General features: G+C 27.3%; 30 protein-coding genes and 1 pseudogene. 12 read left to right on the top strand and 19 right to left on the bottom strand.

Annotated elements, in window-relative coordinates; translation table 11 throughout:
- Positions 1-33: 33 nt before the first annotated feature.
- Entirely contained in the window at positions 34-510 is a 477-nt protein-coding gene (gene dcd / locus ABD823_RS30180) for a dCTP deaminase (RefSeq protein ID WP_198968527.1), read from the bottom strand.
- 6 nt (positions 511-516) lie between these two features.
- Positions 517-828 (bottom strand): hypothetical protein, encoded by a 312-nt coding sequence (locus tag ABD823_RS30175; protein WP_198968528.1) that lies wholly within the window; start codon positions 826-828, stop codon positions 517-519.
- A 188-nt stretch (positions 829-1,016) separates the two neighbouring features.
- Between ABD823_RS30175 and ABD823_RS30170 the strand changes: the two genes are divergently transcribed.
- The 3 genes from ABD823_RS30170 (at position 1,017) to ABD823_RS30160 (ending at position 3,142) form a co-directional block, all read left to right on the top strand.
- Positions 1,017-1,421, top strand: coding sequence for a hypothetical protein (locus tag ABD823_RS30170; protein ID WP_198968529.1), 405 nt, complete (start codon positions 1,017-1,019; stop codon positions 1,419-1,421).
- A gap of 330 nt (positions 1,422-1,751) precedes the next feature.
- A complete protein-coding gene (locus ABD823_RS30165; protein ID WP_198968531.1) occupies positions 1,752-2,759 on the top strand; it encodes a glycosyltransferase in 1,008 nt (335 codons plus the stop codon).
- A 188-nt stretch (positions 2,760-2,947) separates the two neighbouring features.
- Complete coding sequence (locus ABD823_RS30160) at positions 2,948-3,142, top strand: hypothetical protein (RefSeq protein WP_198968532.1); 195 nt, start codon at positions 2,948-2,950, stop codon at positions 3,140-3,142.
- An 8-nt stretch (positions 3,143-3,150) separates the two neighbouring features.
- On the opposite strand, the gene ABD823_RS30155 is transcribed toward ABD823_RS30160, so the two are convergent.
- The 3 genes from ABD823_RS30155 to ABD823_RS30145 all read right to left on the bottom strand — a co-directional run bounded on the left by ABD823_RS30155 (position 3,151) and on the right by ABD823_RS30145 (position 5,181).
- The gene (locus ABD823_RS30155; protein WP_198968533.1) at positions 3,151-3,378 is read right to left on the bottom strand and encodes a hypothetical protein; all 228 of its coding nucleotides are present in this window, start codon (positions 3,376-3,378) and stop codon (positions 3,151-3,153) included.
- Positions 3,371-3,703, bottom strand: coding sequence for a hypothetical protein (locus ABD823_RS30150; protein WP_015968130.1), 333 nt, complete (start codon positions 3,701-3,703; stop codon positions 3,371-3,373). Before ABD823_RS30150 ends, ABD823_RS30155 begins: the two co-directional genes overlap by 8 nt.
- Before the next feature lie 89 nt (positions 3,704-3,792).
- Positions 3,793-5,181 carry a hypothetical protein gene (locus tag ABD823_RS30145; protein ID WP_344332992.1) on the bottom strand — a complete coding sequence of 463 codons (1,389 nt, stop codon included), beginning with the start codon at positions 5,179-5,181 and terminating at the stop codon, positions 3,793-3,795.
- A gap of 86 nt (positions 5,182-5,267) precedes the next feature.
- Here ABD823_RS30145 and ABD823_RS30140 point away from each other — a divergent pair, with 86 nt between their 5' ends.
- From ABD823_RS30140 to ABD823_RS30110, 7 genes are all read left to right on the top strand, one after another.
- Positions 5,268-5,732 (top strand): hypothetical protein, encoded by a 465-nt coding sequence (locus ABD823_RS30140; RefSeq protein WP_198968535.1) that lies wholly within the window; start codon positions 5,268-5,270, stop codon positions 5,730-5,732.
- A gap of 6 nt (positions 5,733-5,738) precedes the next feature.
- A complete protein-coding gene (locus ABD823_RS30135; RefSeq protein WP_198968536.1) occupies positions 5,739-6,104 on the top strand; it encodes a PDDEXK family nuclease in 366 nt (121 codons plus the stop codon).
- A gap of 28 nt (positions 6,105-6,132) precedes the next feature.
- Entirely contained in the window at positions 6,133-6,264 is a 132-nt protein-coding gene (locus ABD823_RS30130; RefSeq protein ID WP_275944883.1) for a hypothetical protein, read from the top strand.
- Complete coding sequence (locus ABD823_RS30125; RefSeq protein WP_198968537.1) at positions 6,261-6,605, top strand: DUF1874 domain-containing protein; 345 nt, start codon at positions 6,261-6,263, stop codon at positions 6,603-6,605. Before ABD823_RS30130 ends, ABD823_RS30125 begins: the two co-directional genes overlap by 4 nt.
- Positions 6,606-6,918: 313 nt before the next feature.
- Positions 6,919-10,095, top strand: coding sequence for a hypothetical protein (locus ABD823_RS30120; protein WP_198968538.1), 3,177 nt, complete (start codon positions 6,919-6,921; stop codon positions 10,093-10,095).
- Between the two features lie 136 nt (positions 10,096-10,231).
- Positions 10,232-11,929, top strand: coding sequence for a DUF2341 domain-containing protein (locus ABD823_RS30115; RefSeq protein ID WP_198968539.1), 1,698 nt, complete (start codon positions 10,232-10,234; stop codon positions 11,927-11,929).
- A gap of 9 nt (positions 11,930-11,938) precedes the next feature.
- Positions 11,939-13,888 (top strand): hypothetical protein, encoded by a 1,950-nt coding sequence (locus tag ABD823_RS30110; protein ID WP_344332979.1) that lies wholly within the window; start codon positions 11,939-11,941, stop codon positions 13,886-13,888.
- Here ABD823_RS30110 and ABD823_RS30105 read toward each other — a convergent pair whose 3' ends face one another.
- Together ABD823_RS30105 and ABD823_RS30100 are read right to left on the bottom strand one after the other, a co-directional pair.
- Entirely contained in the window at positions 13,889-14,365 is a 477-nt protein-coding gene (locus tag ABD823_RS30105; RefSeq protein WP_198968541.1) for a class I SAM-dependent methyltransferase, read from the bottom strand.
- Positions 14,362-15,195: a hypothetical protein gene (locus ABD823_RS30100; RefSeq protein ID WP_344332972.1), complete on the bottom strand. Its 834-nt coding sequence runs from the start codon at positions 15,193-15,195 to the stop codon at positions 14,362-14,364. Before ABD823_RS30100 ends, ABD823_RS30105 begins: the two co-directional genes overlap by 4 nt.
- Positions 15,196-15,326: 131 nt before the next feature.
- On the opposite strand from ABD823_RS30100, the gene ABD823_RS30095 reads away from it, so the two are divergent.
- Positions 15,327-15,932 carry a hypothetical protein gene (locus ABD823_RS30095; protein WP_198968543.1) on the top strand — a complete coding sequence of 202 codons (606 nt, stop codon included), beginning with the start codon at positions 15,327-15,329 and terminating at the stop codon, positions 15,930-15,932.
- Between the two features lie 7 nt (positions 15,933-15,939).
- Positions 15,940-17,010 carry a glycosyltransferase family protein gene (locus tag ABD823_RS30090; protein ID WP_198968544.1) on the top strand — a complete coding sequence of 357 codons (1,071 nt, stop codon included), beginning with the start codon at positions 15,940-15,942 and terminating at the stop codon, positions 17,008-17,010.
- Here the strand turns inward: ABD823_RS30090 and ABD823_RS30085 are convergent, their stop codons facing one another.
- The 12 genes and pseudogenes from ABD823_RS30085 to ABD823_RS30040 all read right to left on the bottom strand — a co-directional run.
- On the bottom strand, positions 17,011-17,283 hold the full coding sequence (locus ABD823_RS30085; protein WP_198968545.1) for an AcrID1 family anti-CRISPR protein: 273 nt from the start codon (positions 17,281-17,283) through the stop codon (positions 17,011-17,013). It abuts the gene before it with no gap.
- A 12-nt stretch (positions 17,284-17,295) separates the two neighbouring features.
- Positions 17,296-17,478, bottom strand: a pseudogene (locus tag ABD823_RS34720) (AcrID1 family anti-CRISPR protein); the annotation flags it as partial.
- A gap of 52 nt (positions 17,479-17,530) precedes the next feature.
- Positions 17,531-18,736, bottom strand: coding sequence for an RNA-guided endonuclease InsQ/TnpB family protein (locus ABD823_RS30080; protein ID WP_014513672.1), 1,206 nt, complete (start codon positions 18,734-18,736; stop codon positions 17,531-17,533).
- Complete coding sequence (tnpA, locus tag ABD823_RS30075) at positions 18,711-19,055, bottom strand: IS200/IS605 family transposase (protein ID WP_344865518.1); 345 nt, start codon at positions 19,053-19,055, stop codon at positions 18,711-18,713. The genes ABD823_RS30080 and tnpA overlap by 26 nt, the downstream gene beginning before the upstream one ends.
- Before the next feature lie 85 nt (positions 19,056-19,140).
- Positions 19,141-19,311 (bottom strand): DUF1374 domain-containing protein, encoded by a 171-nt coding sequence (locus ABD823_RS34715; RefSeq protein ID WP_390321837.1) that lies wholly within the window; start codon positions 19,309-19,311, stop codon positions 19,141-19,143.
- Positions 19,312-19,350: 39 nt separating this feature from the next.
- Entirely contained in the window at positions 19,351-19,623 is a 273-nt protein-coding gene (locus ABD823_RS30070; RefSeq protein WP_198968547.1) for an AcrID1 family anti-CRISPR protein, read from the bottom strand.
- Positions 19,624-19,772: 149 nt separating this feature from the next.
- Entirely contained in the window at positions 19,773-20,111 is a 339-nt protein-coding gene (locus ABD823_RS30065; protein WP_343914944.1) for a hypothetical protein, read from the bottom strand.
- A 192-nt stretch (positions 20,112-20,303) separates the two neighbouring features.
- The gene (locus ABD823_RS30060; protein WP_344332954.1) at positions 20,304-20,753 is read right to left on the bottom strand and encodes a hypothetical protein; all 450 of its coding nucleotides are present in this window, start codon (positions 20,751-20,753) and stop codon (positions 20,304-20,306) included.
- Between the two features lie 147 nt (positions 20,754-20,900).
- Positions 20,901-21,197, bottom strand: coding sequence for a hypothetical protein (locus ABD823_RS30055; RefSeq protein ID WP_198968550.1), 297 nt, complete (start codon positions 21,195-21,197; stop codon positions 20,901-20,903).
- Positions 21,198-21,300: 103 nt separating this feature from the next.
- Positions 21,301-21,591 carry an AcrID1 family anti-CRISPR protein gene (locus tag ABD823_RS30050; RefSeq protein ID WP_198968551.1) on the bottom strand — a complete coding sequence of 97 codons (291 nt, stop codon included), beginning with the start codon at positions 21,589-21,591 and terminating at the stop codon, positions 21,301-21,303.
- A 144-nt stretch (positions 21,592-21,735) separates the two neighbouring features.
- Positions 21,736-22,059, bottom strand: a complete 324-nt coding sequence (locus ABD823_RS30045; protein WP_198968552.1) for a hypothetical protein — start codon at positions 22,057-22,059, stop codon at positions 21,736-21,738.
- Positions 22,060-22,272: 213 nt separating this feature from the next.
- A partial coding sequence (locus ABD823_RS30040; RefSeq protein WP_344865514.1) for an AcrID1 family anti-CRISPR protein occupies positions 22,273-22,551 on the bottom strand: 279 nt, incomplete at its 5' end.

The raw sequence follows: 22,551 nt of genomic DNA, 5'->3' as shown, positions 1-22,551 counted from the left end.
CCATAAAAAATAAGATATTATTTTTTTGATTTTTTAATCATTTTTTGCTAAAGTTACTCCTTTTTGACCTTGATATTTTCCGTTATATGGCTTTTCGACTGGCGTTATAGTTCTTGCAAAAATTAAGTGTAAAAATCTTTCTCCTGTTTTTAGTTTTACTGGAATTGAAGAACCAACAAGTTCTATAGTTAATTGTCCTTCAAATCCCGCATCTACTATAGTCGGCGGAATTAATAATCCTTTTCTTGCAAATGTAGATCTTAAATTGCAAAATGCTATAATATCATTTGGTAATTTTATATATTCTTTAGTTGTTAAGAGAACATGTTCATATGGATAAATTATAAATTCATCTCTTATTTCTTTCGTCATATTTTCTTTTATTCTAACTATTTCATTTCCAATTTTTAAGTCTACTCCATTTTCTCTAATTGTATCCTCACTTAAAGGTTCAATTACAAGTCTATTTAAATTTATATATCTTTTTATATCTCTATCTGATAAAATCATCTTTTCTCAGTTCTTATTTTCAGTTTCTGACATATTTATTTCTCCACAAATTACTGAGATTTTAAACATATTTCTATCATATCTCCAATTTACTTTTATATAATTTGGATATTTGAAAGTATGAACTAAATATTTTAAGATAGACATTCCAATTTTTTCGTATTCTTTCTTCTTCATATTTATTTTTATTTGTATTAATATTATTTCTTCATCTTCAAAAACATTAAAGAAATAAATATTGTCAGAGTATCTACTTTCTAACCAATTTCGAAATTGAATTATATATTTTCTACACTCATTCTTTATATCAATTTCCATATTTTAGTTAGAACAATATGACAATTTAATAGTTTTTCGTATTCTATGATATAGTCTATGATATAATATATAATCTCCGAAATTATTTTCATATTATTTTTTGCAAATGTTAAACGTGATATACATAATATTATGTATAAGACGTGAAAATTTATTAATTTCAAATCATTAATTGTAATTGACCAAATATGGCAAAAGGCAGAACGCCAAGAAGTTATTCACAAAGGTACGCGAAATGGCAAGCTAAATTTAACGCATTTTCTAATCCAACAGTCGCTAGTACTATATTGTCAAATGTAGCTCCAGTTGCCCAACAAAATTTCCAGACTAATGTACCTAAGTTTACCGCGATAAATGAAAATGTTAGTGCAGTATTATCACAATATGGAATAACTGGTCCTAACAGGGCAGTTTATCAAGGTTTTGCATTAAAGATAGCTAGAGCACTTAATAGGATTGGTGGTGGCCCGGCATTAGTAAATATGATTAGCGGTTTGAAAGCATATTATATTTCAGCCTTTAACGCAAATCCACAAGTTCTTGACGCTGTAGTTAATATTATAACTGGAAGCCCAACTGGATATGTAAGTTAAAATATTTAAGCTATTTTTTTCTTTTTTTCTTTATTCTTCTTCAGCCTTTATTTCTATATATTCTCCAGTTCTTAAACTTATCCTTCTACAATTAGATAATTTTAAATTTTTATTATGCTTTCTTAAATGAGTAACCATACTTTTTCTTTTTATATAAATTTTTCCACAAATTGGGCATTCATATCCTAAAAGTGCCATAGCGATAAATTTGGATTTGACATTTTTAAATGCTATTAAATCCAATCAACCATATACATTATATTTATTATATGAATTATAGGTTAAGTTATCAGTCAGCTTTATTTTTGTCATAATTTTTAGATTTCAATTATGAAAACTGCAATTTTAACTATGAATTATTCTTCTATATCAAATGTTTCAGAAGATATAGCTGAAGTATTAAGAGAAAATGGAGAAATTGCGACAATAACAAAAAATCCATATTATATTCCAAAAGCTGAAAAATTGATCATTTTTATACCATTCCATCCGCCATCTCTAAATCCATATCTTTATGCTTTTTATCAATTTCAAGGAAAGAAATTATTTTATACAACTTGTGATGGAATTCCAAATATTGAAATTGTTAACAAGTATTTATTACAAGATGTTAAATTTATACCAAATTCAAAATTTTCCGCCATAAATCTTCAGGAAGTAGGATTACAGGTCGATTTGCCAGTTTTTCATGGAATTAATTTTAAAATTGTAGAAAATGCCGAAAAATTAGTTTCACAAATGAGACAAAAATTAGATAAAGATTTTCCAAATAGTATAAAATTTGGAATTGTTAGTGGATTGACAAAAAGGAAAAATATGGATTTAATGTTACAAGTTTTTAATGAACTAAATACTAAATATCCAGATATAGCTAAGAAAATCCACTTTTTCGTAATTTCTCATAAACAGTTTACTCAATATGAAGTTCCACAAAATGTTCATTTTGTTGCGGAATTTGGATATAATTCCAGGGAATATATATTTGCATTCTATGGAGCTATGGATTATGTTATTGTTCCTAGTGGGACTGAAGGATTTGGAATGCCAGTTCTAGAAAGTATGAGTATGGGAACTCCAGTTATCCATCAATTAATGCCTCCTTTTGATGAATTTACAAGTTGGCAATGGAATTTACTAATTAAATCTTCTAGAGTTGAGGAATATTATGATAAGGAACATGGACAAAAATGGAAAATTCATAAATTTGAAATTGAAGATATGACAAATGCAATTATATTAGCTACAGAATTACAAGATAGAGAAGAAAGAAGTGTTAAATTAAAAGAATTAGCAAAAAGATATGATATTAGAAATTTATATACTAGATTCTTAGAATAGTATAAATTTGTCATAATACATAATATATAATAGTGATAGGACGTGAAGCTAAAAATAATATGCGAAAAACTAACGACATTTCATGTAAATTCTGAAGATCAAGAATTAATAGATAGAATAATAAAAATGTGTAATGATTATAATTTAAATTATAAAATTGAATTTGAATATAATAAGAAGTGATAAAAATGATATTTTATCAATATGATGAAAAAGATAAAACATTACATGTTAAGATTTATCTGCTTATAGAACAAGTTCCAAATAAACCAACAGAAGAACAATTAAGAAAAGTATTGCCAAAAATTCTAAGAGATTATGCAAATATGATAGAAAATGGAAAAATAAAAATTATAGATAGTAATGAATGGGGCACTTGGTAAAAAAAATTTTATTTTTCATCTAACTTTCTTTTTATTTCTTCAACTTGTCTTGATAATTCATCTTGTTTTATTTTTAATTCTTCAATTTCTGTCTTTAGATTTGATAATTCTGAATTTACTATCTCTTTTACTGCATCTTTTAATGCTTGTTTAATTTTTAAATATAGTTGAACAATTGCAAATAATGTAGTTACAGTTGTAGAAAATAATGCAAATGTTAGAGTAAGATCACTCATCTTCACTTTCCTCCTCAGATAATTCAAAATTTGCAGTACTATTAATTTGTTTCGCGTAAGGTTGAGGATAAACCACGCGAAAATCATCTATAAAAATTTGCTTAGTTTGTTGATCTTGAATTATAGAAAATTGAAAATAAAAAGTAAATCCAGGAATATATAAATCTACAATAAGCGGATAATCAATAGTTTTCATTACAATTATTGAATTTGGTAAAAAACGCGATAAACCATAAATTTGACCTCTCTGTTCAAGTTCACGAATTTTATCTATCGCAATTCTAACAACTCCAAAAATATTTTGAAAAGGATCTTCAATTTTCATATGATATCTTTTATCTCAAGCCGTTAAAAAATATACAAGTAGCATAATACATATATATTATATAATGTATATAGTGTTTAGATTTTGTGTTATCTGACTGCAATATTTTGAAAGTTTTTATAATGGAAAATTGGCTTATATTGTTTCGTTTTTGCAGATTTTTGAGCTAATTTTATCTGATTCTCAATTTTTGCCTGTCCTTGTAATTGTTCTCCTAATTGTTGTGCAAATTGCAAATCTTGATCTGAAATGCCATAAAATTTCCACTTAGTTTTCCAATAATTCAAAAATTCTTGATATGATAATGTTCTTTTTCCAGATGTATAACTGTAATTTTGTTGGTAAGGATATCTTGCAATTTCTATAGTAGCACTTGCTACCATTTTCGCGTACCAAATATTTGCATATTTCTTATTGACAATTTTTTGAACTTGTAAAAATTGCTCATATGTAACTGCATAGTTTTCAATTTCTGAACTATAAGCTATATTTGTACCGCCTGGAGAAGGATCATATAAATGCATTTTGAATAGATTTCCAAATATCGAAATTACAGTTTTATCTGCGGATAGAATTGCTATTAGGTCATCTTGAGTTACATTTTCTGGATTAAAATCAGGCATTAATACGGCAAAATCAAGAGGAGTATAATCTAAAATCATTCCAAAAACATCTGCAAAATATTGTAAAATCATACCATTTTGTAATTGAATTCCATCTTGAGTTTCTGGAGCTAAAACACATCTATCTAACCAACCGACATCTAAAGCAAAACCACTATTAATTATACTATTTAAGTCTGGAATAAATGCAATTATGAATTTGGCAAAATCTGGAAGTTGATTAAAATTGATATTTAAAGCATTTAACAAATCTGAAATACCAGTATCTGCAATATTATTATATATATAGTTATCTACATTTGGAATATTTGTACTACCAATTCCTAAAGTTGTAACATCAACACTGACATTTGCAGTAGTTAAACTAGAAAAAGATTGTTCAATTTTCTGACAAGATTGATTTTGATATTCTGTAGCTAATGCCGGCTGATATACAGATAAATCAAAATAAGTTTCATCAAAAACTGCCGGTTGATACAAAACTGAACATAATTGTACATAATTATCATATAAACTAGTATAATTATTTAATAAACTTATTCCATTTGAAGTACCAAAATTTGCAGATTGACCTAAATTAAGAAATGTTTGAGAATTAAAATTAGGATTAAAAGTTGAACTTGCTAGATTATTTAATGCAGAAAGTAAAGAAGAAACAATTGAAGCATATGCAATTCCATAATTTGTATTTATTCCTGGAGGAATTTGAATATTCTCTAATGGAGTCGGCAAAACTGAAGAAACTCCAGCGTCAAACATTACAGAAAATGCGGGAAAAGATTTTCTATTCAATATTTTATTATACAAGTGATATTTCATAGCTGAAATATTTCTTTGACCTTTCCTTTTTCCCATAACTATCAATTTATATACCTCAACTAGAAAAATAAACTTACAAATTGCATAATGTATATAAATGTCATACATTATTGAGTTAATAAATGAATCCAAAATATGAAGTTGAAGAAGTAAAAAATAAAGAATTAATAAAATTAGTAAGAATGTTAATTGACTATTATCATATTCAGGGAATGGTAAAAGGCGGTGGAGCTGGAAGAAATAGTAGATATTTTATATATCTTCAAAAAGAAGAAGACAAGAAATATATTGTAGCAGTAGCTTGGTTACACGATAATACACCATTCCGTTTTATTGCACAACAATATAATATTCCAAACGACAGATCTTATTTTATTAGAAGAGTTACAAAAACTGCTCCAGGAGATCATTTAGTGAATTTTCTAAATGATTTATCTGAGAAATTGAAGAATGACGGTTTTGAAGTTCTATGGACTTTAGGACTACCAGATCATAGTAACGCTTTATACAAGAAAGCTGGATTTAAATTAGTAGGACAAACTAGTAGGACAAAACATGAAGTTTATGTAAAATATCTAAATAAGTGATAGAAAATGAACATTAGGCAATCTGGTAAGTATTATGAATATAAAACTTTAGAAATTCTTGAACAAAATGGATTTAAAGCGTTAAGAATTCCAACTTCTGGAACTGGAAAACAAGCAATTCCAGATCTTATAGCGACAAAAGACAATACAATTTATCCAATTGAAGTAAAGTCAACTTCAAAAGATTTAATAACTATTAAGAAATTTCAAATTGAAAAACTTTTCAAATTTTGTGAAATTTTCGATTTCTGTAATTGTCAACCATTAGTAGCTATTCATTACAAAAAATATAAAACTGTCATAGTTTATACTTTGTCTCAAGATGTCAGAAACAAGGAAAAAATCAAATTTAAATACGGAATTAACAGCTAAATTGTATTTAGCTCTAGATGATCTAACTATGGCTTTAGCAACAGAAGATAAAGAAGAAGTTAGAAAATCTGAAGTATTTCAAAAAGCTTTAGAAGTTGTAAAAGTTGTAAAAGAAATGAGAAGATTACAAGTTAAACCTGTTGAAGGTGAAGAAAAATGAATAAAAATTATTTAGCAAATGCATTCTCAATAAATATGTTATCTAAATTTCCAATAAAAGTTACAATTGATAAAATTGACAGATTAGAATTTTGTACAAATATTGATAATGAAGAAATAATAAATGCAATTGGACATGATTCAACAGTTCAACTAATAAATTCATTATGTGATACAAAATTTGAGAAAAATAGGATAGAAATTAAATTAGACAAAAGAGACAAACTATATATTGTGCAAATTTCACAAAGATTAGAAGAAGGAAAAATATTAACGCTAGAAGAAATATTGAAATTGTACGAAACTGGAAAAGTTCAATTTTTCGAGATAATTGTAGACTAATAAGTCAAATAAAATTTTTTTCATCTTTTTGGAATTACGCATTTGGGTTAACTCTTTTATGCTAAAATTTTTTAATATATAAATGTTTTTACGCCGTTATTTTGCGTAAATTATCGTTAGAAAAGTAAAAATTTGTGTGAGTTAAAAGTTTAAAAAGATTTCTTGTAAATTATCGACTCTCATTTATATACTTGTCATTACAATTTTTCAGCAGATGAATGCAAAAAAGTAACAAACGAAAAATTGAAAGAACTTTTAGTTTTGTATTTTTTTAGTAATGTTTATAATTTTGAAAAGAAACAATTTAATCAATATGAGTTTTCTATTGAATTTAGGTGAGTTAGGAACATTCTTTGCAGATGAAATTGAAAATTTGGAAAATTTCACAAACTGGATATCTAGTGATTTTATAAATTTTATTAATGCAATAGTTAATGATATCAAAAATATTACAAGTTTCCTAGGACAAGCAATTTCCGATATTCCTACTTTTATGACAAATATTGCAACTAATTTCTTAACAATTTTACAGAATTTTGTACAAACTGCAATTTCTACAATTCAAGGATTTGTTTCATGGTTTGAACAACAAGTTGTAGGAGCTTTTGAATTTCTATCCTCAATTGCGTCTGATTTCATAAATTCAGCATATTCATTTTTCCAAAATGTAGCTAACGCATTTGCACAAATTATATCAGGAGTAATTTCCGATTTTCTGAACTTTTTCGGAGCTAATATGAAACATATTTCTAATGCAATTTCTCAACTTACTCAATTTTTATCACCATTTATTGCTCCAATTACAATTGGAAAATTCTTACCAGTTATTGTAGATAAATTAGCTGAAATTTTACCAGAAATAGAAATAGATTTAGCTCCAGTTGGATTAGGCGGAAAAATTCCAATTAAATTTGGAGAAATTATAAAAGCTTTTGCAGAAACTTCAGTAGATTTTTTAAATGAAATAAGAACTGAACTTGCTATAACTTTAAAAGAATTTATAAAAGAACCATTTATTTCAGATTTTAAAATTACAGCGAGAGAAATATTTAATGAAATTGGTTTGGGCGATTTGCCATTTGCAGATCCGCCATTTGTACAAATTGGAAGATGGGTAGCTGTAAGGTCTTTTGAAGAAATTAAAGATCACTTAAAAGAAACAATATTGCTAACTGGTTATCCAGCTTGGTTTACTAATGCTTATCTAGAACCTCCAGTTAATGATTTCGCTCCTAAAAATCCATTATTTAGACCTGTAGGAATTCGCGATCTAATCTTAGGGACACAATATGGAATTTTAAACATTTCAGATCTTGAAAAATATGCATATAACAATTTATTAACTCCAAAAACTGCAAAATTAATGTATCAAAACCAAACTGCTAGACTTTTACAAAGAACTGTAGAGCAAGGGATTCGACAATTTATTATTACTCCTCAAAAAGCTTATGAAGAAATAATTCAAAATGTTAATTTAACTGGTAAAGAATTATTTCTAAAAACTTTCACATTAGAATATGAATATGCAGTTCAGAGAATTGTTAGACAATTTTTAAGATCATTATTATCTAGAGCTTTATCAAATTTTGGAAGACCGTACCTTGATTTTAAATATTTAGATGATACAATTGCTAAATTATTTAAAGATCTAGGATATCCAGAAGAAGTAAGAACAGTTTTCGATACTATGATCACACAATCTCAGTTAATTTATACTAATCAACTTCTATTAAGACAATTACAACAAATCGTTAGGTTAGGAATTTTTGATCAGAAAAAGATTAAAGAAGAATTGAAAGCTAATAAATTTAATGAACAAATAGCATTACAAATTTTAGAAAGTGAATTACAATTTGCACAATTGCAAAATATACTAAAAGAATATCAATTCAAACTTAAAAGTTTTCTAATTTCTCCAAGAGATTTAGAAAAAGATCTAAAACATATTGGATTTGATTCTGCAATTATTTCAGCTTTGATTTACGAAAATCAAACAGAACAACTTATAAAGTTTCAATTATCAAATCTAGAAAGTTTAGCGAAAAAAGGCTATTTATCTTTAGATGAAATCAAAAAGCAATTTAAAGCAATTGGAATAATAAAAGAATATGAAGATGCATTTATAAACTTTATAAATCAAGAATTACAAATATCTGCATTTTTGACAATTTTAAAGAGTCAATTAAGACAATTCCAAATAGATTCAAAAATTGCAGAAGTAGAATTGAAGAAATTGAATATTAATGAATATCTGCTAAATCAGATAATTCAAGAAGAATATAACATAAATATCGCAAAACTACAATTAAGCGTAATTGAAACAATTGCGAAAACTTTATACTATGATCAACAACAATTATCTGGAGAATTAGGAAAAATAGTAAAAGATAAAACAGCTCTTGATTTATATAATCAAAAGTTTTATTACGAATACATATATCCAAAAATTATTAATTATCATCTCCAATTGGCTAGACATGGAATTCTTTCAGATATTTCAAAATTACCAAAAGAAGTTATAGAATATGAAATTAAGCCTGCATTATTGACTTATCAAACTACGCTAGAAATTGAGTATATAAAAGAATCATTAAAAGATTTGGAAATTAAGCCAGATAACGCAATAAATGAACTAGAGAAATTAGGAATGCAGAAAGATATAGCTCAATTAATTGTAAATACTTATATTCCGACATTTTATAACGTACATACAATAATTCAAAATGTTATAGAAGGTCAATTATATAAAGTCGGGAAAGTTCCAATAAATCTAGGAAATGCAGAAAGTGAACTAAGAAAACTAGGAATTCCTGATAATCAAATAAAGATTCTTCTAGAACAATATGCTAGTACTTTTGGTCTTGAAATTTGGAGAAGACATTTGCCTTCAATTTCCATAATTGAAAATGCAATAAAGTACAATTATCTAGATCAAAAATTAATAGAATATAGCTTTATCCCATCTGAATTATTGAATTTGTATGTAAACTATTATCAACATTTACTAGTAGCACAAGAAGTACAATCTTTCAAATCTGAATACATAACTGCATTAATTTATAATTATCAGAATTTACAATTTGAAAGTTTGTTAAAACAATATGGAATTAATGAAGCATTATTAAATGTAATAAAATTATTTGCACAAGTAAGAAAAATTGTGACAGGCTTACAAGAACTATATCTAACGCCGACAAAAGCACTTTCAATTAGCGAATATGTATCAAATCCACAACAATTACTACAGAAAGTATTTACAGAATTCCAGATTCCGCAAGAGTTACAAAATACATATTTTGAATATGCAAGAAATAGAAGAGTTAGCAGATATGTTAATGAAATAATTACTACAATTAGCTTACTATTTGAGAAACATAAAATAGATCTTAATACTGCACAATCTTATCTTCAACAATTGAAGAAATATGGATTAACTGATGAAGAAATTCAATTGATAACACTCAATTGGCAATTAAGAAGTGCTTACTAACAATTTCTAAACATCATATACATTATATATTTTATATAGTGTATGGGTTACGTTATCACATGCAAAACAACTCATATACATTATATAATGTATTAGATTTGATTTTTTATTTACCGCATTTTTGATATATTATATCATGCCTTTGCCATACAAGATGAGTTACAAATTACCGTTAGAATATCTATCATTACAAGACTGGAACAACTTTGTTCAGAATTTAATATTTATAAATCAATACGGTACAGCTAAATTATTACAATATTATCAAAATGGTAATTTTCAAAATCTAAAAGATGTATTTGCAAAATATTTATATGTAGCACAATTGAAAGTTAATGGATATAATGTATTATATAATTTGGCAAAACCACTAGCGTATACTTTTGGAAATGTTTTTCAAGAACTCGCAAATAGACCTACCGTCGAATTATCTGAAGTTATTGTTCCGCCTCCTTCACTTAGCTATAATATAAATTATAAATTACCAACTATAAAAAAGCAAATAGAAGTATTAATTCCTAATTTAATTTCTAAAATTGTAATTCCTAACGTCATAGCCGGCACACAATTTATATTTTCTGGAAATTCGAATTTAGCACAACTAACATCTCAATATTTACAATCTGGATATCTTCAAACTTGGAGAAGTATAACATTACAAAATTTAGGAAATAATTCAATTCAAATAAATAATTCGATTTATTTAATGCCTAAACAATGTTTGAAAATTACAGTTTCAAATCCGCAAGAAGTACAAATTTCAGCACAAAATCCTACTTTGGTAAGTGAATTAATTGAATTTGGTGCAATACTAATTACTGCTTATACAATTACAATTACAAATTCTCAACCTGATCCAACTTCAAGTCCATTTCAACAATTGCTAATTTTGAATTTATCAAACATAATTTCTAGTCCTTCACAATTACTTAATTTACAATTTTGCTTAGATTCTCAGTGTCAAACGCCATTATATGCTTGGATTGAAAGTTATAATTCCAATTTATCAAACGTTTATATCTGGATTAATTTACCAATTTCAATTCCCGCAAATTCTTCAATTACAATTTATATGTTTGTAAGAAATTCAATTCAATATCCTTATACTGGACTGAGATCGGATTTATCTCAGACTTATGCACAATATGATAATGGAAAAAATGTATTCTTAATTTATTTTAACGGAAATGAACCATTATCAAATTTTGATACTTTTGGAAATACAATTCAACAAATTTCTACAACTGGGCCATTAGGAAATCAAATAAATGCAATATATTTATCTGGATATTCAAATAATGTTGGATTTGTTTATATTGGAAAAAGTGTACCAAATCAACCAGTAATTGCAGAATCTTCAACAATAGACCTAGGAAATCAAGCTGGAGGATTAGGAGCTAATAACGGTATGGCGGGAATTGCAGATAATACAAATACATCTTCTATAAATGCAATTGGAGTAACTATGGGATATAGTAACTCATATTTTTCTCAATCATATTATATAAATGGCAGTGAAACTAATGATTTAAATCAACAAGGTAGTGCAGTTTCACAGTGGGTTTATGCATGGGTTTATTATTACGGATCTTCAGCTAGTTCATGGTATGGATGTATAGCTCCACAATTCTATAGTTCTGCCGGCGGATATTGTGGAACAGTTAATAATAACCCACTTTCTAGTTCTACACAATTATATTTAAGTGCTATTGGTTCTGTTAGCTCAGGCTTTTGGTGGCAAACAGCTTGGAATTTCATGAGAATGAGGACTTATCCGCCTAACGGCGTAATGCCGTCTAACACAAATCCTCAATTAACTGCAATTTATAGTTAGTGATCTAGAATGTCTTCTAATCTAGTTACTACTAGTTCATCAACTCAATCATTAACTCAATCATCAAATCAATATTCATATCCAATATCAACTTGTTATCCAATTACTTCATTTAGTAAATTACTGAATAAAATAGCGAAACAATCTTTAATTTCTTCACAACTTTGGAATGAAATAGTTCAAGATCTTTATACTGCATACTCAGTTTACAAATATATAAATACTTCATTTCAATATCTATTACAATATCAATTTTCATATGGAAATATATATACTCTTTATGATTTATTTAAAGATATGTATTTTTATATTTCAAATTTAAAGCCATATCCATTTATTCCATTAATTCAAGCTAGACCTGGACTGCCTTTAACTATAGAATATATGAATAATTTAATAAAAGCAATTATAAAATTAGCAAATGAAAATAATATAGCATTAGCAAAATCTTTAAACTTTGTTCAGCCTAATGAAATTGTTAAATCTAGAAAATTTAACGATATCATATACACAGTTAAACAATTCCTAACTTTTGATTTTAATACTTATTTTCTATTAGATTGTTATGGTTCAATATTCAGTAATTTAGTAAATTCAAAATCGGCATTTTTAAATGTATTAATTTATAATCTTCAATATCCTATTAATGCTAATAATACATATATCAAAAATTTGATTATATATCAATTAGATAATACTATATATCTTAATGGTTATTCAATTATTAATGATTTTCTAATTGGAACAAATAATGGAACTATTGTTTTAAATGATAACGCAATTATAGAAAATTTAATATGTAGACAAAATTATGGAGAAATATTGATAAATGGAAATGCAATTATAATAAATAATAAATGTTTTACAGCATTATTTTCAACTACACTTCAACAAACACTTCCAGATTCCATTTCCTTAAATGCTAGATACTTCTTACCTCCGAATAAAATAGTATTTCAATTAACTCCAGGAAGCACAGGTGATTACGCAGTATTAATAAATCCAGATGGTTCTGTTTCTGTATTACCTGATAATACTACGATAAATTCCAATACAGATTACAGTAATATAACCGGTTATTCTACGGTACCTGGTCTTATTGCATTTGGAGGCGGAGAAGAAGCTTATAATCCTTGGTCTCCATGTGCGGAACCATGTTCACCATATGTCGCATTTTACAATACTTCAACTCAACAATTGTCAATTTTCAAAATTCCTGGTGGAAGTTGTGATAATATGAATACTTCATCAATTGTTAAAGGTAATAGTAATGATATAATAGCAATAGGTGGCGCTAACCCAGGATCTTTAACTGGTGGAACTGGATATGTAATTTTTAACTCATCATTATCACCATATTTATATGGAACATTTGCACTTACAGATTCAGCTGGTAATTCGTTATATTTATATAGAATGCCCAAAATAACTGTTGGAAACAATCTTTATTTAATAGCTGGAATTAATAATTCTAATACTATTGCAATAGAATATGTTCCATTACAACTTCTATATACCAACGGGCATAGTTATGCTAATGTATTATGTAACAGTGAAACTATAACTCCAAATTATATAACAACTATTACAAATGATTTTAACTATGAAGGAATATTATCTATATATACAGACGGTACAAATATTTATTTTGTATATTATTCAACTAATGGATATGTAAAATTAGTAATATTTGACACATTCACGAATACTGTCATATCTATTAAACAATTAATTCAATTATCAAATAATAGTTCAACTTTTACTATCGCTAACGGATACGTATATGTATCCGTACAACAAACGAATTCATTTACTGTATATAAATTTGATTTAAATGGAAATTTAATAACATCAAAAAGTTTTACAGGAACTGGATTTATAGATATGAATGGATATATAGTACAGTTTACAAATGGACTAAATGCAGGTTCTAAAATTTTAGTTTATCCGCCGTTCTAATCATAATTTACAAAATACAAATTCTCTATTATCATCAGTTATAAAAGTTAGAATTGTTCCATATAATTTTCTCAACAAATCAAATCTATTCTCTGTCCAATCATGAATTGCTATACAATATTGTTTGTACTTTTGTAATTTAGAAAAATCTAGATTTTTTTCGCAACCTTCACAATCCATAATGAAAATATCACTGTCAGGATATTCGTTACTTTTCCATTCCTCATGAATTTCAACTTTATCACAAATCTTGAATTCTTTACAAATTTTTTCTTTAAAAATTTGATTTAGTTTCTCTTCTTTTTCAAATCCAATTATCTTTTTAGCACCTTTTAAAAGAAAATATAAAGCAGAACTACCACAGTCATTACCAATTATTGTAATTGTTTTATCTTTAACATCTAATTTTGAATAAGCATATTCGAATTCTCTCCAATAACAACACTGTAATTTACAAAAATAATCATCAAAATTCATGTTTGAACTACCTCAAATAGAGCATAAACTTTACATTTTCCAGTTGCCCAAGCGTAAACATTAGCTGGATTTCTAACATGAAATTCTAAACTATCACCGGGCAAGATTGGAAAACTGTTGTACAATTGATTACCAATATAAACTACATAATTACTCAAATTCTGGAGAATTATCCTAACAGTTTCTAATGTTGAACCGCTATAAAGTGGAGAAGGAACTGTCGATAAATTAATTTGTAAACCTTCTATAGTTGGAGGAGATAAATATAATGTTAATTTATTTAAAGTATTAGCTAATCCGACAGTAGCTAAATAGAAATATGTAAATGTATAAGCTACAAAATCTGCAATTTGATAAAGTGTAATTGTTGTAGATTTTTGTAATTGTTTAACTTGTGAAACTAAAGAATAAAATAAATCAGAAACAGATTTATAAATTAAATCTGAAATAGTTCTATATAAATTTGTATATAAATCATATGAAATTTGTTTTGGTAATTTAGAAATAGAATAATAAAGTTGTTGATTTGAATATAGAATTTGATTTATTTGTTGATTTGCAGTTGAGATAAATCCAGCTATATAAATTGGATCTTGTTCTGTAAGAACTGGTTGACCAGAAACATAGACTTCATTTTTGAAAAATCCAGCTAATGCATTTACGCTATTCGGGATATATAAATTTCCATTTTGTAGAATTGAAGTTAATGAATTTCCACCGGTTTCATAGAGTTGATATAGAAGTAATGTAGCAGTGTTCCACATGCTAGAAGTTAGTCTTTGGAATGGACTAGCTAAAAGTGAAGAAATTGAAGTATAAGTTACACTCATACAATTTTAATAAGTAATTGACTAAAATAAAGTGTCACATCTTATAATTCATATAATAAATATAATGTATATAGTTTGTTCTCATTTAGATCATTTAAAATTAAAATATGTCATATTGTTTAGAAATTATTATGAAAATTTTCACTTTTGTTGGATTTACAAAACATTTAGATGAACTAGATTTTGATTACGTAGTAGTCGATAAAACTTTTAATGATATAACTGAAGAACAAATTAAGAAATATCAAGAAAAAATAATTTGGAACGAAACGAATACGGATATTAGATGGTTAAGAATTGCAAAACAATTATTAACAATTGTAAATTTTGCAAAAAATATAGAAGATGATATAATTGCAATTATTGATAGTGATTTAATTATACCAAATTTGAGACAAATTATTCCAAATGAAAGAATTTTTATTCCTTGCTATTGGCTTTATTATTCCTGGGCAAATGAAATTAGACCATTTTGCAGTGGTACAAATTATATTTTCAGAAAATCATTATTACCATATTTGGAATATACAATAAATACATATATAGAAAATGAATATTATAAAGAAATACCAGTTGACATATTTATTCATAATTTTGTTCCGCATATGAACATATTAAAATTAGGAACTATTCATTATGTAAAAACTCCAGATAGAGAAATAAAAATGGAATTTAGATATGAAGATATTCCACAAATTTTCAAACATATTCCTGAATTTGTACTTTTGATAGGTTGATCTGGAAATGCAAACAACTATTTTCTATGTTTATCCTCAACACCACGACGTTTCATTCAAATTTGTAGCTCAAGAACATGTGAAAATGCTAAGAGAGAAATATATAGTTTATGAAATTCCAACATTATCATTTTACCAATTTACACCTTTTAGATATCCAATTTCAATAATTCATCCCTTATTTTACTCTATGTGGAGATGGTCAAAAGTCGAATTTTCATTTTTTGAACAATATAGAACTAGAGTTTCCGCACTTCTAGGAGTTGAAGTAGCAGATACTGATAAAATTGCAAAACAATATATAGATTATGCAAATAATTATACGGATGGAATGATTTTAAATTCTACTTGGTCAATTAATGCATTTAAAAATTCTGGATTAAAAGTTCCTGTTTATAAAGTTTTCCATAATTTTAAAGATAGACTTTTGGCGAAAGATGAAGAACTACAATTAGATGATCAAGTTCTATATATTGAAAAATTAAAGAAAGAGAAGAATTTCAAACTAATATTTATTTCATTATGGCATAGTGATTATAGAAAAGGAGCTGATATTTTTCATGTGATAGCTAAGGAACTACAAAAAGAAAGAAATGATATATATTTCTTGATAAAAAGCGGTCTCCCAAGAACAGATTTTCAAGATTTAAAAATGTTCAATATCTATGGAAATACTTCTTTTGACAATATCGTTAAAATGTACAGAATTTCAGATTTATATTTGCTAACTAGTAGAGGCGGAAGTTTCGAATTAAATGGTTTAGAAGCTTTTATAAATAAAATTCCAGCTATAGCGACAAAAGGTGGAGCTTGGGAAGACTATTATCCTCTTAACTTGAAAGATCTATTAATTGATAGTTGTAAAAATCCACAAATTTTCCCAGATAATCCGATACATATTGGAAATGGAGTTCAAATGTGTATAGAAAAAGCAATAGATAAAATTCTAGATGTTCTAAATAATTATGAAGAATATAAGGCTAAAGTTGAAGAAAATTACAATTTCTGGATAGAAAACTTTAGTTATAATGCAGTTAAAAAACAGCTATTAAATGTTATAGAAAAATATGCTAACTAATTAACTAGATCTCCAAAAATCAATTTCAACAATATAAACTTTACTGTCTTTCACATAATAATTAATTATTGAATTAATATTTTTTCTATATTCACAAATATCAGTTCTTATATTTCTATCATCATATCTATGCAATAAATCGGCATCTTTAACAATCTCTTCAAATTGGTCATATGAAGCTATTACTTCTTTATTAAATCTTAAATTTATTCTTATTATTGTCGAATCTTGGAAAAATTTATCAATAATCGATTTTAATTCTTCAAATTCCATTTTTATCACCTTTTATCTTTTTTCACGAAATAGATCAATTTCTAAGATATTTATAAAACCATCTTCTTTAAAATAATGAATAATAAGCTTAACTACTTTGTTTGATAATTCATAATATACAAATTCATCTGAAGTTATCCAGGGATCCTTATCTATAAAAGATAGATTTGGTCTCCTTACTAATTCGTTATATTCATTTTCTGTAAGTAGTGAACAACCCCGCCCTTACGGACGTGGCATCTCCACCTCACGATGGAGATTTCCTGCTTCTTCCAAGAAACTTACTATACACACCCTCAGAGAAGGGAATGTATAGCAGAGGTCCCCTGTCCACAGGCTCTAAGGGCAGTCCCGACCCCGCACGAAGAATATTTAGAGAAGCATTATAGTCACGATCTACAGTCCAACCGCACTCAGGGCATACAAACACACGGTCAGCCAAAGCCAAGTCCTTCTTAACGTAACCGCACCTAGCACACGTCTTAGAAGTATTCCTCGGATCTACTTTCACTACCCTCCTACCAGCTCTTTCAGCCTTGTAGGAGAGATAGCTCACAAACTTAGAAAAGTCAGAATGAAGAATATGCTTTCTCAAAACTTTACTTTCACTATCCTCAACTATATCCTTTACATCAAGATCTTCCACGTATATCTCATCATACTCTTCTACTAACCACGAAGTCACCTTGTGAATATAATCACTCATCAAGTTCTTCACATGCTCGTGAAGCTTAGCTAGTTTTTTCCTAACCTTCTCGTAGTTTCTAGATCCCTTCTTCTTTCTAGATAATGATTTTTGTAAGATCTTTATCCTCCTCTCGACCTTATCAAAAACCTTGGGGTTCTCTATTACTACACCATCAGAAGTAGTTACTAGTTTATCCACTCCTAGGTCTATTCCAACCACTTTCCCAGCCTTTTCAAGAGGCTTCTTTTCCACCTCGACTTGAAAGATAGCATACCAACCAGTTGAACTCTTCTTTATTATAACTCCTTTTATCTCGCCTTCCAACGGTCTGTGAAAGAGTACTTTTATCTCTCCTATCTTTGAGAGGATCAGCTTGTCTCCCTCAACCTTGAAACCAGATTGATTATAATTGATGATCTTCAAGATCTTCTTGTACCTCAGTTTCCCCACTTTCTTCCCTTTCTTCTTCAGTTCATGAAGAGCATTGATGTTGCTCCATAATTGGTTGTTAACCATTTGAAGGGCTTTAGAGTAAACTAGTTCCTTCCCTTCTATTTTCAACTCTTTCAGCATGTTTTGAGTGTCTTTAGGTGTTATCTTTTTCCCTTCTTTCCTCGCGTTGTTTATCACGTCTAGCAAGGCATTGTATACTTTAGCCTCAATTTGCATCACTTTGATTAGTTTCTCCTCTACTTCTCTCGTTGGGTAAATCTTGTACTTGAATGAGAGTTGGGTCTTGTCATTCTTCTCCTTGGCTCTCCACATATTTTTTCAGTACCTCCAGTGTTACTTGTCCGCTCGTTGCTAGGAAGTAGGAAGGTGACCAGAAGTGTCCTTTCCACAGTTTTTCCTTTACTTGTGGGAACCTTCTCTGTATTTCTCTAGACGTGATGGTCTTGATTGCGTTCACGTACCTGGGTATATTTAGGGTTGGTTTTGCCTTGAATAACATGTGGAAGTGATCCTTATCTACTCCTATGTCTATGACTTCAACTTCGAATGTTTTGCTTATTTCCTGAATTTGTTCCTTTAGGAAGTTTATAATCTCTTCATTATCGAACACCTTTCTGCGGTACTTCACCACCTGGACATAGTGGTAATAAAGAGCGTAAACCGAATGGGATCCTCTGTCCAATCTGTACCGCATAGTTATATGTATTTTTTAATAACTATAAAAAGGTTTCTATAAGGGGGCTATTCATCCCCTCCCTCACGGAAGGGGACTTTCGCCCCCTTAACCCCCGTAAAGTTAAAGATCTCTTAAACGCTAAAGTTAACTCATCAAGATTTTTTTCTTTGAAGAACATGTCTATAATTCGTTTAACTTTCTTTAAATTCATATCTCATTTCACCTACTTCTATTCCTAGACTGAAAAAAATTAAACTTCACGCCACATCTTAATTTCTTTTACATAAGCTATATCATCAATCTCTTCATATTTAAATAAGAATTTCGTGAACTCATTTTGTTCAAATTCAACTGTAAAAATTGCATTTTTTACAGATGTATTTACGAATTTTTTATCTTTTGTCAACTCATAAAATTCATCACCTGATAATTCAATTGAATCATTAGTTTTAATTATGATTTCCTTTATTTCAGCATTTTTTGAAAATATATTAACAAGTTCTTTTAATTCTTTAAATTTCATTTACCTATTCACCACCTTCAAAAATCTAAAAGAATTATGACATTTTTAAATCTTTATTTTTTGGAATAAGTAGGATTAATATTTGGAATTTGAGAAAAATTATCGATAGAATTAGGTAATTAGGAGAAAAGAAAAAATTTAAAAAAAGATTAACTTTCAAATTGACTTTTTAATTTTTCTGCTATGCTAGAATGCATACACAAAAACTTTTTGTTTCTTTTTACTTTTTTAACTTTTATGAAAAATATGCCTTTCTCTACTAATCTCATTATCCTGAAATAAGCATATGGTTGATATTTTTGTGCATCTTGTTCAAATAAAGTTAGTTTACCATTAGAATTGTACATGGAAATACATAGATCTCCAACCTCATCCTTTTGTGCAATTGAAAAAAACTTTTGTAATAACTCTTTTTGTTTTGACCTTAGACTTAACTTTATTTGTTCAGTCATTTTTCTTTCACCAATATACATTATGTAAAAACTCATATATAAAGCTTTCTCTCAATTTTTACGTTTATAGCTTTCTACTTTTTTATGCTTACAATTTCTGCGGAATTAGTAAAAATATCTAAAAAATGAGAAAAATTATCGATAAAAATAAATAATTATAAGAAAATAAGAAATTAGAAATACTAGAAATAATATTAAGAACTTGAAAAAAATTATTGATAAAAAAAATTAACTTGATAACAAATATGCTAATAAGACAAGAACATCAGTAGGAACATTAACGCCTGTGATATCTTTTATCGCATTTAGTAATGAAGATAATCCTTTTATATCTATTTGGCTTTTGCTTGTATCGACTAATAAATTTCCGCTGATATCATCTGCTACATTCAGTAAATCGAAATTGACAACTTCATAATCACTTAGAAATATTGGTGGACTTATAGGAATGAAGGAAAATAGTAAATTCCCCTTTTTATCGCTCCATAACTTTAGTATTACTTTTTTTGATAACGGAACATAAAACACATCCTTATTGATTGCTTTCTTGATGATATATTGGTATACGCCGAAATGTGTCTTTATCACAAGCAATGATAGTCTACTACTATCAAGACTATCGTCATTACTGAAAAAATAATATGCTTTAACTTTTTTTTCGACTTGTGCTTTTTCCATCCTTTTCACCAATACTATATATGTAAAAACTAGTATATAAAGTTTTCTCTAATCTTTTACATCTCTATTTTTCATCTTCAAAACTTGAAAAATATGCAAAAATAAAATATAAAAAAGACTAAAAAAATAATACCTTAAAAATTAAAATTATTTAGCTTGCGTATTTGGATTTTGATCTTTTGCTTTTTCTCTAGCTAATGAATTTACATCTCTTAAAGTATCCATATTCAATAATGCATTTATTCCAGTTACTGTCGTGTCCTTAATTGATTCAATAGCAATAACTGTACTTTTTGACATTTGATCAACAGCTTTAGCAAAATTCTCATTTGACTGCTTTTCATTATATAAGTGTACTATTTCTCCAATTACGAAACTACCAATTAACACTCCTGTTACTGCAAAAAATCCATATAGTGCTCCTTCTAATAATGTTATCGCCATTTTTGGTCAAATAATATTATCAAGAACTAAATAATATAGTTTTCTGTAAATTTAAAAAAATAAAGAATTTTTCAGAAAGATAGATAATGAAATTAGAAAAGATTCACAATTTTTTAGTACGCACTATTTGAATTTCATATAATAAATCTTTTTCATTATCTGTTAACTCCATAGTATTAATTCTTATCTCAATATTATCGTTTAAAGGATAAATAAATTGACTAAATGCTAATTCAATTAATTGCCGATAATCTTCTTCATTAATTTCAAAAGAAATCTTAAATTTTAAACTTAATTCTTGTATATTAGAATCTTCAAAAAACAAATCTATAATTTTTTTAACTTCTTTAAAACTTATTTTTCTTTCCCCAATATTTCCATAAAAATATGACAATTTTATATTTTTACATCTTAAATTTTTCTATCTGCAGAATTAGTATCTGGAAAATGAAAAAAATTCGGCATAGCTTTAGCTAATATTTAGAAAAGAAAAAAACAAACTAAGAATTAAAAAGAAGAAAAAGAAAAAAAGAAAGACTTACTTTTCAAGTTCAATTTTAGTCAATTTTAACATATTGTTTCTTTTTTCAAAAAATAATCTTATGTATCTAGTTTCGTGATATATACCAAATACAGTGCCAAAATCATAATCAAATCTGAATTCAATCTTATCATTAAAGATATTGATATTATTTGAATTTATCCCGTAATATTCCATAATTTTTTCAACAATTTCTTTAAGCTGTTTTTCGCTAAATGTCAGTTCTTTTTTCGTTTTTAACACTTTCCTCTGTACGAATTGATCATTTAAAAAATCTCTAACTACTGAAATTATCTTTTGACTTAATTCTTGACCATTCACCTTTTTCCCCTCATTCTTTCATATGTATCTTCTACTATTTAAATCTTTCTCTATTCTTTTATCTTTCTATCTCTTTATCTTTTCACCGTCTTGATTTTTCAACCTCCTGAATTAGTATCTGAAAAATGAAAAAAATAGTCCATAGTCTTAGATAATAAAGAAAAAATTAAAAAATAAAAATAAGAAAAAAATTAATGAAATAAAAAAAGAAAATTATAGCTTAATCTCTCTCCACATTTGTAACTCCATTACGTAATATTTCTCATCTTTCTTATAGTAGACCAATAACATTTTAACGTACCTTTTTCCTTCTTCCCAATATTCGTAAATGTCAGTTATTACACCGTAATCTTCTGTACCAGTTACCAAGGTACCTTGACCGATTAACTGTTTAAATTCTTCTGGACTAACTTCAACATCTTCCCTAAATCTCAGCTGTAACTCGTCTACTGTACTGTCTTCAAATACTTGATTTACGATTTGATTTAAGAC

This window comes from Planomonospora alba (assembly GCF_039534085.1).
Taxonomy (GTDB): domain Bacteria; phylum Actinomycetota; class Actinomycetes; order Streptosporangiales; family Streptosporangiaceae; genus Planomonospora_B; species Planomonospora_B alba.
This window is presented reverse-complemented; position numbering and strand designations above follow the sequence as displayed.

Excerpts from the sequence above, each read along its gene's own strand:
- dcd (WP_198968527.1), bottom strand. The coding sequence starts at position 510 with ATGATTTTATCAGATAGAGATATAAAAAGATATATAAATTTAAATAGA.
- ABD823_RS30125 (WP_198968537.1), top strand. The coding sequence starts at position 6,261 with ATGAATAAAAATTATTTAGCAAATGCATTCTCAATAAATATGTTATCT.
- ABD823_RS30090 (WP_198968544.1), top strand. The coding sequence starts at position 15,940 with ATGCAAACAACTATTTTCTATGTTTATCCTCAACACCACGACGTTTCA.
- ABD823_RS30080 (WP_014513672.1), bottom strand. The coding sequence starts at position 18,736 with ATGTGGAGAGCCAAGGAGAAGAATGACAAGACCCAACTCTCATTCAAG.
- ABD823_RS30160 (WP_198968532.1), top strand. The coding sequence starts at position 2,948 with ATGATATTTTATCAATATGATGAAAAAGATAAAACATTACATGTTAAG.
- ABD823_RS30150 (WP_015968130.1), bottom strand. The coding sequence starts at position 3,703 with ATGAAAATTGAAGATCCTTTTCAAAATATTTTTGGAGTTGTTAGAATT.
- ABD823_RS30145 (WP_344332992.1), bottom strand. The coding sequence starts at position 5,181 with ATGGGAAAAAGGAAAGGTCAAAGAAATATTTCAGCTATGAAATATCAC.
- ABD823_RS30110 (WP_344332979.1), top strand. The coding sequence starts at position 11,939 with ATGTCTTCTAATCTAGTTACTACTAGTTCATCAACTCAATCATTAACT.
- ABD823_RS30060 (WP_344332954.1), bottom strand. The coding sequence starts at position 20,753 with ATGGAAAAAGCACAAGTCGAAAAAAAAGTTAAAGCATATTATTTTTTC.
- ABD823_RS30105 (WP_198968541.1), bottom strand. The coding sequence starts at position 14,365 with ATGAATTTTGATGATTATTTTTGTAAATTACAGTGTTGTTATTGGAGA.
- ABD823_RS30130 (WP_275944883.1), top strand. The coding sequence starts at position 6,133 with ATGGCTTTAGCAACAGAAGATAAAGAAGAAGTTAGAAAATCTGAAGTA.
- ABD823_RS30175 (WP_198968528.1), bottom strand. The coding sequence starts at position 828 with ATGGAAATTGATATAAAGAATGAGTGTAGAAAATATATAATTCAATTT.
- ABD823_RS30165 (WP_198968531.1), top strand. The coding sequence starts at position 1,752 with ATGAAAACTGCAATTTTAACTATGAATTATTCTTCTATATCAAATGTT.
- ABD823_RS30095 (WP_198968543.1), top strand. The coding sequence starts at position 15,327 with ATGAAAATTTTCACTTTTGTTGGATTTACAAAACATTTAGATGAACTA.
- ABD823_RS30085 (WP_198968545.1), bottom strand. The coding sequence starts at position 17,283 with ATGGAATTTGAAGAATTAAAATCGATTATTGATAAATTTTTCCAAGAT.
- ABD823_RS30140 (WP_198968535.1), top strand. The coding sequence starts at position 5,268 with ATGAATCCAAAATATGAAGTTGAAGAAGTAAAAAATAAAGAATTAATA.
- ABD823_RS30170 (WP_198968529.1), top strand. The coding sequence starts at position 1,017 with ATGGCAAAAGGCAGAACGCCAAGAAGTTATTCACAAAGGTACGCGAAA.
- ABD823_RS30120 (WP_198968538.1), top strand. The coding sequence starts at position 6,919 with ATGAGTTTTCTATTGAATTTAGGTGAGTTAGGAACATTCTTTGCAGAT.
- ABD823_RS30055 (WP_198968550.1), bottom strand. The coding sequence starts at position 21,197 with ATGGCGATAACATTATTAGAAGGAGCACTATATGGATTTTTTGCAGTA.
- ABD823_RS30135 (WP_198968536.1), top strand. The coding sequence starts at position 5,739 with ATGAACATTAGGCAATCTGGTAAGTATTATGAATATAAAACTTTAGAA.
- ABD823_RS30100 (WP_344332972.1), bottom strand. The coding sequence starts at position 15,195 with ATGAGTGTAACTTATACTTCAATTTCTTCACTTTTAGCTAGTCCATTC.
- ABD823_RS30115 (WP_198968539.1), top strand. The coding sequence starts at position 10,232 with ATGCCTTTGCCATACAAGATGAGTTACAAATTACCGTTAGAATATCTA.
- ABD823_RS30065 (WP_343914944.1), bottom strand. The coding sequence starts at position 20,111 with ATGAGTTTTTACATAATGTATATTGGTGAAAGAAAAATGACTGAACAA.
- ABD823_RS30155 (WP_198968533.1), bottom strand. The coding sequence starts at position 3,378 with ATGAGTGATCTTACTCTAACATTTGCATTATTTTCTACAACTGTAACT.
- ABD823_RS30070 (WP_198968547.1), bottom strand. The coding sequence starts at position 19,623 with ATGAAATTTAAAGAATTAAAAGAACTTGTTAATATATTTTCAAAAAAT.
- ABD823_RS34715 (WP_390321837.1), bottom strand. The coding sequence starts at position 19,311 with ATGAATTTAAAGAAAGTTAAACGAATTATAGACATGTTCTTCAAAGAA.